Below are 17,196 nucleotides of genomic sequence, written 5' to 3'. Positions count from 1 at the left end.
CATTATGGAAACCAACTCAATATCAAGAAGGAATTTTCTGCGGGTGTCTGGCCTGGCAGGAACTGCGCTGTGCTTAGGCTTTTATTTTCCGGCCAATGCAAAAAAAGAAGAACTGATCGCCGCCTTGGCCGAAGGTCAGTCAAGCTTTGAATTTAACGCCTGGATGCGGATAGATACCGATGGCAAAGTTACCCTGACCGATCACCGTGCAGAAATGGGGCAGGGCTCTTACCAGTCGGTTCCGCAGATTATTGCCGAAGAACTGGAGGTAGATCTGAAGGATATTAATGTCATATTCGCCATAGGCGATCCTGATAAATACGGTAGCCAGATCACCGGTGGCAGTTCTACCATCAGGGGATCGTATAAAAAACTGCTTAATTTGAGCGCTACCGCGCGTGAAATGCTTATTACCGCGGCAGCCAACAAGTGGGGTGTTCCGGCAAGTGAGTGTTATGCGCAATCCGGTCATGTGATCCATAAACCATCTGGTAAAAAGTTCAATTACGGCGAACTGGTAACGGATGCCTCAAAGCTTTCACCGCCAAAAGATGTAAAACTTAAAAATATTTCGGAATACAAATTGATCCGTAAGCCACTTAATCGGCTCGATACGCCAATGAAAACCAATGGCGAGGCTATTTTTGGCCTGGATAAAAAACTGCCAGGTATGTTGCACGCGGCGGTTGAACGTAGCCCAAGGTTGCGCGGAAAGATAAAGAGCTTTGATGACTCAGCTGCACTTAAAGTTCCGGGTGTCAAGAAGGTATTTAAAATACAAATGATGGTTTTTAATACCACGCGTGATGGAGTGGTTGTTATTGCCGATTCGACCTGGGCTGCCATGCAAGGTAGGAAAGCTTTGCGGGTTGAATGGGATGATAGCGGTTTTGAACACGTAAATACCATTGATATCTACAAAGCCCATGAAGAGTTGCTCAAAAAGGAAGAAGGGATATCGCATAAAAAACAAGGAGATACTGACGGCGCGTTAGCTAAGGCTACACAGCAGATCGACGTCATTTATCAAACCCCATATCAATCGCATGCTGCTATGGAGCCTTTAAATTGTGCGGCATATTATCAGCCGGATAAAATTGAGATCTGGGGGCCTATACAGGCGCCGGATTGGGTGTTGAATGATATCAGTACCAAATTCAAAATGCCGAAAGATAAGGTGATAGTTAATATGACTTTTTTAGGCGGCGGTTTTGGTCGAAAAGCCTTTTTAGATTATACCCATGAAGTTGTTGCAATCTCGAAAGAGATTGGCGCACCGGTTCAGGTAGTATGGTCGCGTGAAGATGATATTAAACAGGGGCCATATCGTGCCGGTATTTCTTACCGGGGGCAGGGGGCAATTGAAAATGGTGATATAAGCGCCCTGAAATTCAAAATGGCCGGTCAAAATATCGATCATTGGAACGGCCCTGCGCGTGGCAAAGCAAATGGAAGCACATCAGAAGGGTTTTTAAAGCCTTACTATGATAGCATAAAAAATATCAGTTTTGCTGATGTGCCTTATGAAATGCCTTTGCCCAATATGTGGTGGCGCTCGGTTTATGCCTCAACCAATGGTTTTGCTTACGAAAGTTTCATGAATGAGATGGCCGTTTTAGCCGGACAGGATCAGTTGGATTTCAGGAGGAAATACCTGAAAGACGAGCGTTGCCAGCGATTGATAGACCGGATGGAAGAGGTTTCGGGATGGAAATCAAGGCAAAAAAATCAGGGTTACGGCGTAGCAATCACAGAATGCTTTGAAACCACCGTGGGCCAGGTAGTAAAAGTTTCAAGGAATGCTGAGGGCAAAGTGAAGATAGATAAAGTTTGGGCTGTAATGGACTGTGGATGGTACGTTAACCCCGATATCATCAAAGCACAGGTAGAAGGCTCGGTTGTAATGGCCCTGGGGGCAGCTACTATACACGAGATCACTTTTAAAAACGGCCTGGTTGAACAAAATAACTTTTACGATTACCTGATGCCGCGAATGAGTGATGCACCGCCGGTGGAAGTACATATTATGGAAAATACGGCGGATGCCGGTGGTGTAGGTGAGCCTGGCTTACCACCATTTGCCCCCGCACTTACCGACGCCATTTATGACCTAACGGGAAAGCGAATCAGAAAGCTGCCATTTAATATGAATGCTGTTTAATAAAGTATTCTTGATTGCATGAAAGAAATCATTGACATCGTAGCGGCTTATGAGCAGGCGGTAAAATCGGGCAAAAAAACGGCGTTGGCTACGGTGGTGCTCGTTGAAGGTTCGGCTTATCGTAGGGCGGGGGCACGGATGCTGATCACCGAAGATGGTCAGCTAACAGGTGCTATAAGCGGCGGTTGCCTGGAAGGGGATGCCTTGCGCAAAGCCCGCATGGTTATTTTACAGCAGGAGGCGCTTCTGGTTACCTATGATACGATGGATGACGACGATGCCAAACTTGGCGTGGGCCTCGGTTGCAATGGTATCATACATATCCTCATAGAACCTATTAATGACAGGCAACCTAACCCGATAACCCTGCTGAAAGCAGTAATAGCCTCACGCGGATACACAGTTTTAGTTACGGTATTCTCTATGACCGACCGTAAGGCTCCGCAACCGGGATCGCGTTTATGCCTGACTGGACATGAAACTTTGTTGAACGGATTAGAAACATTGCCATATCAGAATGAGTTGCTGGAGGATGCCAGAAATGCACTGGATAATCAGCGTTCGTCCGTTACTGCCTATAATGACTATACCGCATTTATTGAATGCGTTAAGCCTTTAATCTCTTTGGTCATTATCGGCGCGGGAAATGATGCTATGCCCTTAACAAAAATAGCTTCGGTATTAGGCTGGAATATTACTTTGGTTGACGGCAGGCCGAATTATGCTACAGCAGAACGCTTCCCATCAGTAAATAAAATAGTAATTGCAAAACCCGATCAGGTTCTGCATAACCTTGAAATAAACGAATGGACAGCCTTTGTGTTGATGACGCATAATTACAATTACGAGATTGCTTTTCTGAAATCTATTTTACCCTTACAAACTTCTTATATCGGAATTTTAGGTCCCCGGAAAAAACTGGAACGCATGCTGGATGAATTGGAGACAGGGGGGACATTCGTTAGCCCAGCAAATCTGGAAGCCATTTACGGGCCGGTTGGTCTGGATATAGGTTCCGAAACGTCGGAAGAGATCGCGTTATCAATTGTAGCAGAAGTAAAAGCGGTATTTGCAGCACGAAATGGAAACTCGTTGAAGTATAAAACAAGCCTGATTCACAGCGCTTAAAAGAGAGAGAATATTAAAATGTCCCGATCAGGTATTTGCGATATTTCAGACTGTTATCGCAAAATCACGATATATCAAGAAGGCTTCTTATTACAAATATTTGACTTTTAATGTTTTAACAATGGCATGTGTTTGGTGTTATCTTTAGAAATCACTACATCACTAACGTTAAACAAAAAAACATGTCAAAAAAAGTAGCTGAACAGCTTGTAGATATGCTGATACAAGCGGGCATAAAGCGCATTTACGCTATTACGGGCGATAGTTTGAACGAACTTAACGATGCCGTCCGCAGAACTCCCGAATTAAAATGGATCCACGTACGTAATGAAGAAGCCGGCGCTTTCGCGGCTTCGGCAGATGCGCAATTAAGCGGTCTCGCCTGCTGTGCAGGCAGTAGCGGTCCGGGGCATGTGCATTTGGTAAACGGTCTTTACGATGCTCACCGTTCGGGAGCCCCTGTTCTGGCTATAGCATCAACCTGCGCCACCAAGGAGTTTGGCAGCAATTACTTCCAGGAAACCAATGTTATTAAGCTTTTTGACGATTGCAGTTACTATAACCAGGTAGCCGCCAATAATAAACAGGTACCACGTATGGTACAGGCTGCTCTTCAAACCGCAATTCAACGTAAAGGGGTTGGCGTATTGGGCTTTCCGGGCGATGTGGCCGGGGAAGATGCTATAGAAATTGACTCATCTGTAAACAACTTTTTTTGCAAAGCCAATATTACCCCGGTATGGGAAGAGTTGGTACAACTATCTGATTTGATCAATCGTCACAATAAGGTTTGCATTTTTGGTGGTATTGGTTGTGCCGATGCACACGATGAAGTTGTTGAACTTGCCTCATTGATCAAAGCCCCGGTTGGTTATTCCTTCCGCGGGAAAATGTTTTTGGAGCATGATAATCCTTACGAGGTTGGTATGACCGGTCTACTTGGCCTCCCTGCCGCTTATCATAGCATGCATGAAAGCGATCTGGTTATCCTTTTGGGGACCGATTTTCCTTATACGCCTTTCTATCCGCAGGATAAAAAGATAGTGCAGATTGATATAAAGCCTGAAAATCTGGGCCGCCGTGCTAAATTGCATATGGGGCTTTATGGCGATATTAAATCTACTTTAAAAGCTTTAATTCCCTTACTTAAAGAAAAAACCGACAGGAGCTTTTTAGATGCCCAGTTGCATGTACATGCCAAAGTGAAAGAACAGCAGCAAGCTTATATTAAGGATTATGGCAAACATGACGCTATTCACCCGGAAGCTCTGGCGGCTTTGGTGGACGAGTACGCTTCTGACGATGCTATTTTTACCTGTGATACCGGTATGTGTAATGTATGGAGCGCCCGGCATATCAGCGCTAATGGTCGCCGCTCTATGATTGGGTCTTTTGTTCATGGCTCTATGGCTAATGCTATGCCGCATGCCATTGGAGCCGCGTTAGCCTGCCCTGAAAGGCAGGTAGTAGCTATGTGTGGTGACGGAGGCATATCTATGTTATTGGGCGATTTGGCTACCATCAAACAATATAACCTGCCTATAAAAATCATTGTGTTTAATAACCGGGCGCTCGGTATGGTGAAGCTTGAGATGGAGGTAATGGGTTTACCCGATTTCGAGGTCGACATGCACAACCCTGATTTTACGCTGGTGGCCGAATCAATGGGCATAAAAGGGATCACGATAAATGATCCGCAGGATCTTGAACAGGGCATAGCTGAAGCTTTCGCGCACAAGGGGCCTGTGTTGGTGAATGTTTATACCGATGGAACCGCTCTTGCCTTACCGCCGCATATCGAACTTAAAATGGTTGCGGGTATGGCTGTTTCTATGACCAAAATGATGCTTGGTGGTAAATTTGATGAGGTTTTAGCCACAGTAAAAGGCAACTACAAGCATTTGCCCGAGATATTTGATTAGTAGCGGTAATCTCACAGTAGCTATATGAACCGGGAGGAGAGTTGGTTTAAACTTATTTTCCCGGTTATAGTTTTAAATGCGCTACAATATTATTATCCCTGATCTGGATGAAATTGATATGTTCATCATCTGGATCATAATCTATGCTTAATACAAGATCGCCTATTTTATAGTGGTCTATCAGAAAATGTTTATCCAATATAGGTGAAACTTCGTGATTGGTTTGTGTCGGTTCGCCAGCTTTTTTGAATACATTATTACGTGTATCGCTAAAGGAGATTTCAAAAGGCAGCAAATATTGAAGATCTGGGTTCGGGTAAATATTCAAGTGGGAAAATACCGGTTGCCCGGGCTCTAACACTATCAGTTCATCCTCATCAATAACTGCATCATCGTTGGTGAAGCCTAAAGCAATATGTAGTAACTCAGACTGTATATAGTCGCTCTCCAAAACATTGTATCTACTCAGATCGGTAAAAGTTTCAGCTAAAAACGCCTGAAAGTCATCGCTGTAAAGATAAGAGCCGAACTGATCTGTAAAATGAAGATAATTGAACATATTTACTGTTTTTGATTGTCTGATAAAACTACAACAAATCAAAATAAAGCTAAACTATGTTTTTACATTAGCTGTATGATTACTCGGTTTGCAGGCTTGTATTTAAGAGAGGAAGACCCGGACACTATTTATATTACTTCTTACGTCTCAAGACATGATTTTGAAAAGAAACTGCAATTGAATTCATTCGATGTGATTTCTACCGATTATGAAACTTCAAAGACGGTCGCCATTGATAAAAATAGTAGGATATTGATCACGACAGACCAAAATGGGGCCGGACGAGGGATGAATACCAGCGCTGAAATTTATATTAAAAATGGAGAAGAAATTCTGTTGTTATGCAATTTCTGCGCGAACGAAGAAGTAAATGACCTTCGTAAAACAGAATGTTATAAGCTTGCAGAATATATTGCAAATAGGATGAAGGTTAAATATGGGATTGAATGGGAATACAAAATTTCTGTAGACACACCGGAAAAAGAAAAAGAATTTAATAAGAATGTTTTCATCGTAATCCTAACGCTGATAGTGACCTTTATTTTAATTTACTACAGGTTAAAGTATGATATCGATCATCCTAAAATAAATTACGGCCGTTGATGATATAAAGCAATTTATTTTTCCTCTGTAAATTGGGCTTCCTCTAAAATTCATACTTTTAAGGCCGCAATGGAAGCAAAAAATAATAAAAAAACCATCTGGGCCTGGTGTATGTTTGATTGGGCCAATCAGTCATACAATATCGTTATTACCTCTACTATTTTCCCTGCATACTTTGTAGAGGTAACCAAGTTCAATTCAAAAAACACCCAAATGGTTACTTTCTTTGGGCATAAGTATGTGAACACGGTTTTATCAAACTATATATTGGGCTTATCCTATCTAATCGTGGCGGCTATATTGCCCATCCTTACTTCCATAGCCGATTACCGGGGCAATAAGAAGTCATACCTGCAATTATTTACCTGGCTGGGCAGTCTGGCATGTGCAGGCTTGTTTTTCTTTAAGCCGGGCACGGGGCTGGAAATCCCGATGCTGTGCTTTGGGCTTGCCTCGATAGGCTATTGCGGTGGCTTCGTATTTTACAACTCCTATCTGCCGCAAATTGCTACGCCTGATAAACAGGACGCTGTAAGTGCCAAAGGATTTATTTATGGCTATGTGGGCAGCATCGTAGTGCAGGTATTGTGCTTTATCGTGATGCTTCAGCCAAATTGGTTTGGCATTACTGACGATTGGCTGCCTGCCCGCATCTCATTCCTGATGGTTTTTGTTTGGTGGATTGGTTTCTCTGTTATCCCGTTCCGCCTGCTTCCTAAAGGACAACCTAACGCCGGTAAGCATAGCTATAATGTACTTACAGGTGGCTTTAAAGAACTGGCCAAAGTTTTTGGCAAAGTGCGCAACATGCCTTTGTTAAAACGCTTCCTGGCTTCATTTTTCCTTTACTCGGTTGGTGTGCAAACCATTATGCTGGTCGCAGCCAATTTTGCTGCTAAAGAATTACACATGCCCGATGCCGCCCTGATCTCTATAGTGCTCATCATCCAGGTTGTCGCGGTACCGGGCGCATTGATCGCATCCAAATCATCTGAGAAATTTGGAAATGTGCGTACGTTGGTTGGTTTGGTAGCGGTATGGTCGGCTATTTGCCTGTATGCTTACTTTATCACCAGCTCTATCCAGTTTTATGCGGCTGCAGTGGTTATCGGGATAGTGATGGGAGGGGTACAATCCTTATCGCGCTCAACCTACTCCAAATACTTGCCCGAGAATATTCCGGATACGGCTTCATATTTCAGCTTTTATGATGTTACCGAAAAGCTGTCGATAGTAGTTGGCCTGTTTTGCTTTGGCTTTGTGGAGGCCGTAACTAACGAAATGCGCGACTCTACATTGGCTCTTGACGGCTTTTTTGTTTTAGGATTGATCATGCTTATTGTGTTAATGTTTACCGAGAGCAAGATCCGCAAGCAAAACGTTAAAGTAGATGCTTAAACAATTTGGCGGCAGGCTTGTACTATATAAAAACGTAAGCCATGATCCATACAGTTAATCACAATGTAACCGACGATAACGGCACACAAAGGAATATTATTATCGAGCCGGTGCTTCATCAATCAACAGATCACCAGTTAAATGCCACAGGCTTGTACAAGCTTTACAAGGGTGGTAACGATGGTGAAGCAATCCTTTTTGAGATCCAGGAGATAGCTCCCGAAATTGGTGAAAGCAAGCCGTTGCTTGACGATAAAAAGAATCCGGATTATTTAGGGCAGATTATGTTTGATGGCGATGCTACCGCTAAATGGCATTATTCGGAAGGTTCCCTTTCGCACTATGAGCAGCAACAGGTGGTTGAATTTATCCAAAATACAAATAGTTGATTTTTCTTTTTTTCCTGCTGACATAGGGTTGTCACCGGCCTGTGGTTACTTTGTATTGTAATCAAAAACAAAACCACAATACAATGGAAACCAACGCAATTCAACAGCCAACAGAAACTGCAGTAGCATCTGTTTATACACCCGATCAACTTTTACAAAGCTGGCTTGGCCAGCGTCGCGTTACCCGTCGGTTGATAGAAGCTTTTCCGCAGGAAGCGCTTTTTAACTATTCGATAGGAGGAATGCGCCCCTTTTCAGAAATGGTAAAGGAGATCATCAGCATGAGTAGCCCCGGCGTAAAAGGATTGGTAACCAACGACTGGACACCAATAGCAGGCCTCGATCATCATACCGGGAAAGTTGAAGCTCACTCTAAAAATGATCTTTTAAAGTTGTGGGACAACGCGACCGAAGATATAACAACCTACTGGGCGCAGATCCCTGCCGAACGCTTTCAGGAAACACTATTGGCTTTTGGTCAGTACGAAGGGGTTGCAAACAGCATTATTCAATACATCATCGATAATGAAATTCATCACCGCGGCCAGGCTTATGTCTATCTCCGCTCATTAGGAATTGAGCCGCCTGCGTTTTACGACAGAAGCTAAGCTTGATTTACAAGAATAATTAGAGGCCTCCCACACAGGAGGCCTTTTTTTATGATAGTCTCAAGCTAATGCTTGTGTTTTTATATCTTTAGCTGCATTATCACTTCTAAATTTTAATAATGGCAATCCTTCGCTCTTTTGCTTTGTTTTTATTGGCCGGTTTATTTGAAATAGGCGGAGGCTACCTGGTTTGGCTTTGGTTAAAAGAAGGTAAGCCGGTTTGGTTTGGAATATTGGGTGGTGTTATCCTGGCGCTTTATGGAATTGTTGCCACCTGGCAAACCGCTAATTTCGGGCGCGTGTACGCGGCGTATGGTGGTATTTTTATTGTGATGGCATTAATCTGGGCCTGGAAGGTTGATGGTTTTAAACCCGATAGATATGATATTATCGGCGCCCTGGTTGCCTTGATCGGTGCTTGTATCATTGTTTACGCGCCACGCGGACATTGATTGAGACCACAGTCAGTTTTTTGCAGTTTGTAAAATTTGCATACATTTAGTGAGCAAATGGAAAACAAAAACAACAAAAAAACCATAAGGGCTTGGGCTTTCTTTGATTGGGCCAACTCTGCCTATAACCTTGTCATCACTTCAACTATTTTTCCGGCGTATTATGTTGCCATAACAACCAATCATGCTAATGGCGATAGGGTTAATTTTTTCGGAAAAAGCTTTGTAAACACCGCGCTTTCAGATTATGCTTTATCGGCTGCTTACCTGGTGATGGTATTGCTGTTGCCCATATTATCGTCCATAGCCGATTATAAAGGCAATAAAAAGATCTTCATGCTGTTTTTTACGCTTCTTGGTTCGGCGGCATGCTGTGCGTTGTTCAATTTTGACAAAGATCACCTGGAGATGGGGATCATCTGTTTTGCGCTGGCGGCTATAGGTTACAGTGGCGGTTTTGTGTTTTACAATTCATACCTGCCCGAAATTGCTACGGTTGATATGCAGGATAACGTAAGCGCCAAAGGTTTTACCTATGGCTACATAGGCAGCGTACTGCTGCAGCTTATCTGCTTTTTGTTTGTGCTCAAAGGCGAGTGGTTTGGTATTGTTGACAAAACCTTTGCGCCACGCCTGTCGTTTTTGTTGGTAGGTTTATGGTGGATAGGTTTTGCCATGATCCCGTTCAGCGTATTGCCTAAAGGTAGCCCCAACGCGGTAAGCCATAGCCATAACATTATAAAGGGGGGCTTTATTGAGTTAGGACATGTATGGAAAAAGGTTAAGGAAATGCCGCTGTTAAAGAGGTTTTTACCGTCGTTCTTTTTTTATTCGATGGGGGTACAAACCATTATGTTGGTAGCTACCGGTTTTGCTGCCAAAGAATTGAAAATGGAAACCCCGCAGTTGATCACGATAATTTTGATTATTCAATTGGTTGCTATTTTTGGTGCAACGCTGATGTCTCGCCTGTCGGGTAAATATGGTAATGTAAGGGTATTAATTGGCGTAGTGATCCTGTGGATTGGGGTTTGCGTGGCTGCATATTTCACTTATACGCAAACACAATTCTACATAATAGCTGTTGTGGTAGGTTTAGTGATGGGAGGTATCCAGTCTATGTCGCGCTCAACGTATTCAAAATATCTGCCCGAAAATATCCCGGATACGGCGTCTTTTTTCAGCTTTTATGATGTTACCGAAAAACTGGCTATCGTAGGCGGCGTGTTTAGCTTTGGTTTTTTTGAAGAAATAACCGGAAGTCCGCGAAATTCGGTCCTGGTATTGGGCGTATTTTTCATTGTCGGCTTAATTTTATTGTTTTCTTTACTGAAGGCGGAACGAAACGTCAATAAAAATTTGGATTTTAGCGCCCGTTAACTAATTTGTGCAGATGAAGGTTGAGTTGTTCATACCGTGTTTTATAGATCAGTTGTTTCCCGAAACAGCTTTTAATACTGTAAAACTGCTGGAGAAAGCAGGTTGCAAGGTTAGTTATAATCCGGCGCAAACCTGCTGCGGTCAGCCGGCTTTTAACGCCGGTTTTTGGGATGATGCCAAAGAGGTTGGCAGCAAATTTTTAAGTGATTTTTCAGAAGATAGCGTTATAGTATCACCTTCGGCATCTTGTACCGGCATGGTGAGAAACTACTATAACGATCTGTTTACCAATACTGCTGTACATAACAAATGCCGGGCTATACAAGGGAATATCTACGAGCTATCTGATTTTTTGGTAAATATCCTGGAGTATGATTATTTCGGCGCCGAGCTTGACGGCAAGGCTGTTTATCATGATAGCTGTGCCGGTCTGCGCGAATGCAAGATCAAAGATGAGCCACGTCAGTTGCTGTCCAAAGTGCTTGGCCTCGAATTACTTGACCTGAAAGATGGTGAAACCTGCTGTGGCTTTGGCGGCACTTTTGCAGTTAAGTTTGATGGTATTTCAACTGCCATGGCGCAGCAAAAGGTAAATAACGCGCTTGATGCCGGCGCGGAGTATATCATTTCGACAGATACATCATGCCTGATGCATATGCAGGGATATATCGATAAAAATAATCTCCCTATTCAAACCATGCACATTGCCGATGTCTTGGCCCTGGGCTGGGGGAATGTGTAATCCTGCTATTCTTTAACCAGTTTCAACTTTAGGGTATCATCATACACTTTGGTATCCCATTGCATTTGCTTTCCGTTGTAGTTGCTGATCTTTACCTTTGTGGTATCATTGTTTGTGCCGCCGTCGAAATGTACATTGAATGTTTTTTGGTTAGCATTATAATTATAACGGCCAAACCATGCCCGGTTAGCCTCAAACACGTAAGGATTTGCACAAAATGATATTCTGCCGTCATCTTCAATGTATATATAGCACCAGTTTTGCGCACCATTCATCCAATCGTTTTCACCGACAGTTTTGCCATTTCGTTTGAATTCCTTGATTTTCCATTTTCCCGTAAAGGTTGATGACGGTACAGCCATCACATAGCGGTAAATGCTATAAAAAGCAAGGCCGATTACTAAAAGTTTTAAAACTGGTTTTGCAAAACTTAGCCTTAAGGGCGGTATTACCACTTCTTTAAATAAAACAGGTTTAATATCCGGCCATCGTAGTAGTAAAAGGTATAACAGGCCGGTAGTTATAATGATTGAGTTTATGAATGCCCCTGTGGCTATATCATAAAATACATTGATCAATACAATGTTTAACATTACCGGTAATAATATACAGGTGCCTAATAAGGTAGTACGCCTGAATAAAAGCATAACGCCACCGCCAATCTGAAGCAAACCCAGTATAACCGCGAAACTGTAGGAGTGGCCAAAATAATTCCAGGTGAGATCGAAGCCGCTTAGCTCGCCTATAGGGGTATTATCTCTCATGTAAACATGCCCGAACTGTGTTTTTAAGATCTTGGCAAAACCATAAGCCGACACTTGGTATGCAAGGAAGTATCTCATAACGCCACGCAAAAACGCGTGTATTACTCCTGAGTTAAATTCTTCCTTTTTGCTTTTTTGATGCCAATAGATAGAATAAACCAATGAAAAGATGAACATACCAGCAATAATCCAGGTGAAAAGCCTCGCAAAGGAAACATCACCAAAAGAATTAAACAGTTTGTAAAAGAAAGAGCCCAACAACGTCATTAAGCAATCATAAATTGCTATGAATATATACAGGCATTCGAAGAATTTAGCGAACCAATAGGAGCGTGGTGTGGGAGTCATAAGCTTACTTCCGTTCAATATCCAGAATAGTCCCTTCTTTCGCCATTTCTACAAGGAATGGTTTTGCAATGCCTTCCTGCGCGCTATCATAAGCAGTATCACCTTTTGCGGCGATATCATCAAGGCCGTCTTCGCGGTCAACCTCGTATTTATTCAAGGCCAGGTAAACCGAATCGCCTGAAACCTTATTCACTTTGTACAGGGTATAGTGATCATTCTTGAGTTTGATATGAAAAACATCGTTCTTCTGCGGTGATAAAACCCATTGGTTTACTTTTTTGGATTTCTGCTTTTCGCTTATGTAAAAAAATATCGAACCAATAACTATCAAAAAGCACCCTGCAAATGTCCATACCGGTATTTTGGTCTGTACTTTCAAATTGTCATAGCTTAATTTGAGCGAGGCCGGCATTTCCTTCAGCTTTAAAACCTGCTTGCAATTAAGGCACTGTGAAACACCTGTTTTACCTATCGGGAAAAACGGGATCCAGAAAATATGCGCCCAGCGTTGAAATACATTCATCTGGATGCTATTGGCCGTATTGCAGTTAGGGCAGGTGTCGCTGGTTATTTCAGATTTTAGCAGTTTGGCTTTGATACCGTATATGATCATGGTTGATAAGGTTTAGAATATGTAAAATCGGTTTGAAAATACAGAAATGATGCTGATAAATGAAATTATCAAATTGTTATACAGGGAATCGCTTTTAAAATACGAGGCACCTAATGGAGCCTTAAAATTGACTCGAATCTGCTATAAACACGTTACCCTCTCTGGGGTATTATATGACTCCGTTAGGAGTATCGTGTTTATAGCATGACAATCTATCACGAATCGGCTCCATCGGAGCCCCGTATCAACTATTCGTTTAAAAAGCGTTTTTATTACCTCCGTCTGGTTTTAACATTTATTCTTTTACGCTGATATGAAAAATGCTTCGAACCAACATTTTATAAAAAACTGTATCTTTGCCGTTTGAAATGAACAAGAAAGTCGCTTTTTACACTTTAGGCTGCAAGCTGAATTATTCAGAGACCTCATCTATTGGTCGACTGTTTAACCAGGCCGGTTATGATACGGTAAATTTTACCGAAACACCGGATGTTTTTGTAATCAATACCTGCTCGGTAACTGATAATGCCGATAAAAAGTGTAAGAAGATTGTTAAGGAAGCGCTCAAAATTTCGCCTAACGCCTATGTAACTATAGTAGGTTGTTATGCGCAGCTAAAACCACAAGAAATAGCCGAAATTCCGGGTGTTGACATGGTGCTTGGAGCTGCCGAAAAATTTCAGATAGTTGATCATATTACAGATCTAACTAAAAGGCCAAAAGCATTGGTGCTTAATCAGCCTGTATCAGAGGCAAATGAGTTTGTACCGGCATATTCTTTTGGCGACCGCACCCGTACTTTCCTGAAAGTGCAGGACGGCTGCGATTATTCTTGTACATTTTGTACCATTCCGCTGGCGCGTGGCGCAAGCAGGAGCGATACCATTGAAAACGTTGTTACGCAAGCCCGACAAATTGCCGAATCGGGAGTAAAAGAAATTGTACTTACCGGTGTAAACCTGGGCGATTTCGGTATCCGTAACGGACAGCGCGAGGATAAGTTTTTTGACCTTGTGAAAGCGCTTGATGAGGTAGAAGGTATCGACCGTTTCAGGATCTCATCTATTGAGCCTAACTTGCTTACCGACGAGATCATTGCCTTTGTTGCCGCTTCAAAACGCTTTGTACCGCATTTCCATATCCCGCTACAGTCAGGCTCTGATAAGATCCTGGGACTGATGCGCCGCCGTTATAAACGCGACCTTTATGTTAACCGTGTTGCCAAAATAAAAGAACTGATGCCCGATTGTTGCATTGGTGTGGATGTTATTGTCGGCTTCCCTGGCGAAACAAGAGAAGACTTTATGGATACCTATAATTTCCTGAACGAACTTAATATATCATACCTGCACGTATTTACCTACTCGGAGAGGGAAAATACTTTGGCTGCCCAGATGACTGGCGCTGTTCCAGGTTCAGCACGCGGAGAACGGAGTAAAATGCTGCACATCCTGTCTGATAAAAAACGCCGTGCTTTTTACGAAAGTCAATTGGGTGAAAATCAGGAGGTTTTGTTTGAGGGCGATATTAAGGATGGCTTTATGCATGGTTTTACCCGTAATTATGTAAAGGTACGCACCAAGTATGATCCTGTGCTGGTTAATGAATTGAAGACAGTACATCTAACAAATATTTCACCTGATGGTGATGTTGAAATAACAGAAGGCGAAGAAATATTAGTTCATTAAATTCTATATTCGCCTTAAAATATAACCTATGTTTCCTACGCTTACATCGTTATTAAAATATCTTTTTGGCTTTAATCTTCCTTTGCCCATACAAACTTTTGGCTTTTTTGTAGCGATAGCTTTTGTTGGCGGTTACTGGGCTTTTGGCCAGGAGTTTAAACGGAAAGAAGCATTAGGCGTTATTCATACCTTTAAAAAGAGGGTAACTGTAGGTTTGCCGGCTTCAAGTAGCGAGTTGATAAGCAATGGTATTTTTGGCTTTTTATTGGGTTATAAAATTGTTGATTGTGCGCTAAACTACCAAATGCTGTTAGATACGCCGCAAGAATTTTTACTATCCCTAAGAGGTAACTGGATTGGTGGCATACTCGGAGCCGCAGCTTTTGCTTATTGGGCATGGCACGAAGCTAACAAGCAAAAGCTTGACAAACCGGTAACTAAAGATATTGATGTACATCCTCATGAATTATTAGGCAGTATATTGCTTTGGGCTGCGGTGTTTGGCTTTGCCGGCGCCAAGTTGTTTAATGCATTGGAAAACTGGGGCGATTTTATGAAAGACCCGGTTGGTATGCTGGTCGGTTTTAGTGGTTTAACCTTTTATGGTGGCCTGATATGTGGTGGAGCGGCCGTGCTTTATATTGCTAACAAACACGGCATTAAACCATTAGATATGCTTGATATTGGCGGTCCGGGTATGATGCTGGCTTACGCTTTAGGTCGTATAGGCTGCCAGATGAGTGGCGACGGCGACTGGGGCATAGTTAATCTCGCACCAAAGCCTCAGTGGTTAAGCTGGGCGCCCAATTGGATGTGGAGCTTTAAGTTTCCGCATAACGTAAATGATGAAGGTGTGCAGATGGTGAACTGCATGGGTAAGTTTTGTCATGAGCTGCAATACCCGGTTTATCCAACCTCATTTTACGAATCTGTAATTTGTTTATTACTGTTCTTTGTATTATGGAAAATAAGGCACAATTTTAAAGCTCCGGGCGTTTTGTTTGGTGTATACATGATATTAGCTGGCGTTGAGCGTTTCGTTATTGAGCTCATCAGGGTTAATACTAAATATGTTGTTGCCGGTGTTCCATTTACCCAGGCCGAAATGATCTCGGTGATCATGGTTTTGGGCGGCGCGGCATTAATCATTACCGGACTAAACAAAGAAAAGAAAGCACTGGGCACTACAAATGGCTGATAACAAATCAAAAGGCAAATTAATTAATAACCAGGTATTCAGATTTGTGCTTTCGGCCGGGGCCGGTTTTTTGGTAGATGTTTGTGCATTTTACCTTTTTTACCATAATCTGCTTACACAGCATACTTACCACATTTTTGGGCTTACTGTTCGTAACTATACTGTTTCGCTGGCATTATCGTTTTTTATGGGCGTTGTGGTTAATTTTTTAATCACCCGATATATGGTATTTAACGAGTCGAAATCGGCACCACGCAAGCAGTTCTTTCGTTTTGTGACGGTAGCCTTTATCGGCTTCTTCGCCAATTTATCCGTTGTGAAAATATTGATCCAGGCTTGCAGTTTTAATCCAACGGTAGCAAGGATCTCGGCGGCATTGAGCCTGTTCTTTGCAAGCTTTTTTATCCACAAAGTTTTTTCATTTAGCCTATCATTAAAACGTAACCATGCAAACAGCCAACATCCTAAACCAGGTAATTGAAGTTTCAAAACAAGCAGGTGATTTTATTAGGCAGGAGCGTAAGGCTTTTGATCCTGATAGGATAGAGTATAAAGGGCTCAACGATATGGTATCATACGTTGATAAAACCGCCGAAGAAACCATTGTAAAAGGCCTGAGCAAAATTTTGCCTGAAGCCGGTTTTATTACTGAAGAAAAAACAACCACTAAAATAGGCGAGCGCTACAATTGGATCATCGACCCGCTGGATGGCACTACCAATTTCATTCACGGTGTACCTGCTTTTTCGGTAAGTATCGCTTTAAAAGAGTACGACGAGCTGATTGCAGGCGTGGTTTATGAAATAAATCTTGATGAATGTTTTTATGCCTGGAAGGATGCGCCCGCATACCTGAACGGTAAAGAGATCAGCGTAAGCAAAAACAACACGGTAGGCACAAGCTTATTGGCAACCGGGTTTCCATATTATGATTTTACCAAACAAGCTGCCTATATCGAATTATTTACCGAGCTGATGCGTACGAGTCATGGTTTGCGCCGCTTGGGTTCGGCTGCTGTCGACCTGGCTTATACAGCTTGTGGTCGTTTTGATGCTTTTTACGAGTATAACCTCAACGCCTGGGATGTGGCCGCAGGTATTGTAATTGTAAAGCAAGCAGGAGGCGAAGTGGTAAACTTTAAAGGCGGCTCGGAAGTATTGGATACCCGGGAGTTATTAGCTACTAATGGTAAGATAACAGGGGAGTTGCTGCAGGTGGTGCAGAAGTATTTTAAGTAAGGGAA

At 42.6% G+C, this 17,196-nt stretch carries 17 protein-coding genes; 14 read left to right on the top strand and 3 right to left on the bottom strand.

Translation table 11 applies throughout. The features are described from left to right. The first annotated feature begins 4 nt into the window (after positions 1-4). The 3 genes from EAH55_RS13585 (at position 5) to EAH55_RS13575 (ending at position 5,211) form a co-directional block, all read left to right on the top strand. Positions 5-2,161, top strand: a complete 2,157-nt coding sequence (locus EAH55_RS13585; protein ID WP_121810142.1) for a xanthine dehydrogenase family protein molybdopterin-binding subunit — start codon at positions 5-7, stop codon at positions 2,159-2,161. A gap of 18 nt (positions 2,162-2,179) precedes the next feature. Then, on the top strand, positions 2,180-3,289 hold the full coding sequence (locus tag EAH55_RS13580) for an XdhC family protein (protein WP_121810141.1): 1,110 nt from the start codon (positions 2,180-2,182) through the stop codon (positions 3,287-3,289). Between the two features lie 182 nt (positions 3,290-3,471). Further along, positions 3,472-5,211, top strand: coding sequence for a thiamine pyrophosphate-dependent enzyme (locus EAH55_RS13575; protein WP_121810899.1), 1,740 nt, complete (start codon positions 3,472-3,474; stop codon positions 5,209-5,211). Positions 5,212-5,275: 64 nt separating this feature from the next. On the opposite strand, the gene EAH55_RS13570 is transcribed toward EAH55_RS13575, so the two are convergent. Next, entirely contained in the window at positions 5,276-5,770 is a 495-nt protein-coding gene (locus EAH55_RS13570; RefSeq protein ID WP_121810140.1) for a hypothetical protein, read from the bottom strand. A gap of 75 nt (positions 5,771-5,845) precedes the next feature. Here EAH55_RS13570 and EAH55_RS13565 point away from each other — a divergent pair, with 75 nt between their 5' ends. From EAH55_RS13565 to EAH55_RS13535, 7 genes are all read left to right on the top strand, one after another. Then, the gene (locus EAH55_RS13565) at positions 5,846-6,373 is read left to right on the top strand and encodes a hypothetical protein (protein WP_121810139.1); all 528 of its coding nucleotides are present in this window, start codon (positions 5,846-5,848) and stop codon (positions 6,371-6,373) included. Between the two features lie 69 nt (positions 6,374-6,442). Beyond that, entirely contained in the window at positions 6,443-7,771 is a 1,329-nt protein-coding gene (locus EAH55_RS13560; protein WP_121810138.1) for an MFS transporter, read from the top strand. Positions 7,772-7,812: 41 nt separating this feature from the next. Next, positions 7,813-8,160: a hypothetical protein gene (locus tag EAH55_RS13555; protein ID WP_121810137.1), complete on the top strand. Its 348-nt coding sequence runs from the start codon at positions 7,813-7,815 to the stop codon at positions 8,158-8,160. A gap of 83 nt (positions 8,161-8,243) precedes the next feature. Beyond that, positions 8,244-8,768, top strand: a complete 525-nt coding sequence (locus tag EAH55_RS13550) for a DinB family protein (protein WP_121810136.1) — start codon at positions 8,244-8,246, stop codon at positions 8,766-8,768. A 119-nt stretch (positions 8,769-8,887) separates the two neighbouring features. After that, on the top strand, positions 8,888-9,220 hold the full coding sequence (locus tag EAH55_RS13545) for a YnfA family protein (RefSeq protein ID WP_208644848.1): 333 nt from the start codon (positions 8,888-8,890) through the stop codon (positions 9,218-9,220). A 57-nt stretch (positions 9,221-9,277) separates the two neighbouring features. Then, a complete protein-coding gene (locus tag EAH55_RS13540; protein ID WP_121810134.1) occupies positions 9,278-10,600 on the top strand; it encodes an MFS transporter in 1,323 nt (440 codons plus the stop codon). A 13-nt stretch (positions 10,601-10,613) separates the two neighbouring features. After that, positions 10,614-11,342, top strand: coding sequence for a (Fe-S)-binding protein (locus EAH55_RS13535; protein WP_121810133.1), 729 nt, complete (start codon positions 10,614-10,616; stop codon positions 11,340-11,342). 5 nt (positions 11,343-11,347) lie between these two features. Here the strand turns inward: EAH55_RS13535 and EAH55_RS13530 are convergent, their stop codons facing one another. Then, positions 11,348-12,373 (bottom strand): hypothetical protein, encoded by a 1,026-nt coding sequence (locus EAH55_RS13530; protein ID WP_121810132.1) that lies wholly within the window; start codon positions 12,371-12,373, stop codon positions 11,348-11,350. A gap of 85 nt (positions 12,374-12,458) precedes the next feature. Further along, positions 12,459-13,067, bottom strand: coding sequence for a hypothetical protein (locus EAH55_RS13525; protein ID WP_121810131.1), 609 nt, complete (start codon positions 13,065-13,067; stop codon positions 12,459-12,461). Positions 13,068-13,435: 368 nt separating this feature from the next. Between EAH55_RS13525 and mtaB the strand changes: the two genes are divergently transcribed. From mtaB to EAH55_RS13505, 4 genes are read left to right on the top strand one after another with little or no spacing between them, the layout of a single operon-like run. Beyond that, a complete protein-coding gene (gene mtaB, locus EAH55_RS13520; RefSeq protein ID WP_121810130.1) occupies positions 13,436-14,755 on the top strand; it encodes a tRNA (N(6)-L-threonylcarbamoyladenosine(37)-C(2))-methylthiotransferase MtaB in 1,320 nt (439 codons plus the stop codon). A gap of 28 nt (positions 14,756-14,783) precedes the next feature. Then, complete coding sequence (locus EAH55_RS13515) at positions 14,784-15,953, top strand: prolipoprotein diacylglyceryl transferase (protein WP_121810129.1); 1,170 nt, start codon at positions 14,784-14,786, stop codon at positions 15,951-15,953. After that, on the top strand, positions 15,946-16,434 hold the full coding sequence (locus EAH55_RS13510) for a GtrA family protein (RefSeq protein ID WP_121810128.1): 489 nt from the start codon (positions 15,946-15,948) through the stop codon (positions 16,432-16,434). The genes EAH55_RS13515 and EAH55_RS13510 overlap by 8 nt, the downstream gene beginning before the upstream one ends. Continuing rightward, positions 16,400-17,191 (top strand): inositol monophosphatase family protein, encoded by a 792-nt coding sequence (locus tag EAH55_RS13505; protein WP_121810127.1) that lies wholly within the window; start codon positions 16,400-16,402, stop codon positions 17,189-17,191. Before EAH55_RS13510 ends, EAH55_RS13505 begins: the two co-directional genes overlap by 35 nt. The last annotated feature ends 5 nt before the right edge of the window (positions 17,192-17,196 follow it).

It is taken from the genome of Mucilaginibacter kameinonensis (assembly GCF_003675385.1).
Classification (GTDB): domain Bacteria; phylum Bacteroidota; class Bacteroidia; order Sphingobacteriales; family Sphingobacteriaceae; genus Mucilaginibacter; species Mucilaginibacter kameinonensis.
Note: the sequence above shows the minus strand (reverse complement) of the source record. Positions and strands in the feature narration are given on the sequence as shown.

Coding starts and splice junctions, on each gene's coding strand:
- EAH55_RS13585 (WP_121810142.1), top strand. CDS start 5: ATGGAAACCAACTCAATATCAAGAAGGAATTTTCTGCGGGTGTCTGGC.
- EAH55_RS13580 (WP_121810141.1), top strand. CDS start 2,180: ATGAAAGAAATCATTGACATCGTAGCGGCTTATGAGCAGGCGGTAAAA.
- EAH55_RS13575 (WP_121810899.1), top strand. CDS start 3,472: ATGTCAAAAAAAGTAGCTGAACAGCTTGTAGATATGCTGATACAAGCG.
- EAH55_RS13570 (WP_121810140.1), bottom strand. CDS start 5,770: ATGTTCAATTATCTTCATTTTACAGATCAGTTCGGCTCTTATCTTTAC.
- EAH55_RS13565 (WP_121810139.1), top strand. CDS start 5,846: ATGATTACTCGGTTTGCAGGCTTGTATTTAAGAGAGGAAGACCCGGAC.
- EAH55_RS13560 (WP_121810138.1), top strand. CDS start 6,443: ATGGAAGCAAAAAATAATAAAAAAACCATCTGGGCCTGGTGTATGTTT.
- EAH55_RS13555 (WP_121810137.1), top strand. CDS start 7,813: ATGATCCATACAGTTAATCACAATGTAACCGACGATAACGGCACACAA.
- EAH55_RS13550 (WP_121810136.1), top strand. CDS start 8,244: ATGGAAACCAACGCAATTCAACAGCCAACAGAAACTGCAGTAGCATCT.
- EAH55_RS13545 (WP_208644848.1), top strand. CDS start 8,888: ATGGCAATCCTTCGCTCTTTTGCTTTGTTTTTATTGGCCGGTTTATTT.
- EAH55_RS13540 (WP_121810134.1), top strand. CDS start 9,278: ATGGAAAACAAAAACAACAAAAAAACCATAAGGGCTTGGGCTTTCTTT.
- EAH55_RS13535 (WP_121810133.1), top strand. CDS start 10,614: ATGAAGGTTGAGTTGTTCATACCGTGTTTTATAGATCAGTTGTTTCCC.
- EAH55_RS13530 (WP_121810132.1), bottom strand. CDS start 12,373: ATGACGTTGTTGGGCTCTTTCTTTTACAAACTGTTTAATTCTTTTGGT.
- EAH55_RS13525 (WP_121810131.1), bottom strand. CDS start 13,067: ATGATCATATACGGTATCAAAGCCAAACTGCTAAAATCTGAAATAACC.
- mtaB (WP_121810130.1), top strand. CDS start 13,436: ATGAACAAGAAAGTCGCTTTTTACACTTTAGGCTGCAAGCTGAATTAT.
- EAH55_RS13515 (WP_121810129.1), top strand. CDS start 14,784: ATGTTTCCTACGCTTACATCGTTATTAAAATATCTTTTTGGCTTTAAT.
- EAH55_RS13510 (WP_121810128.1), top strand. CDS start 15,946: ATGGCTGATAACAAATCAAAAGGCAAATTAATTAATAACCAGGTATTC.
- EAH55_RS13505 (WP_121810127.1), top strand. CDS start 16,400: ATGCAAACAGCCAACATCCTAAACCAGGTAATTGAAGTTTCAAAACAA.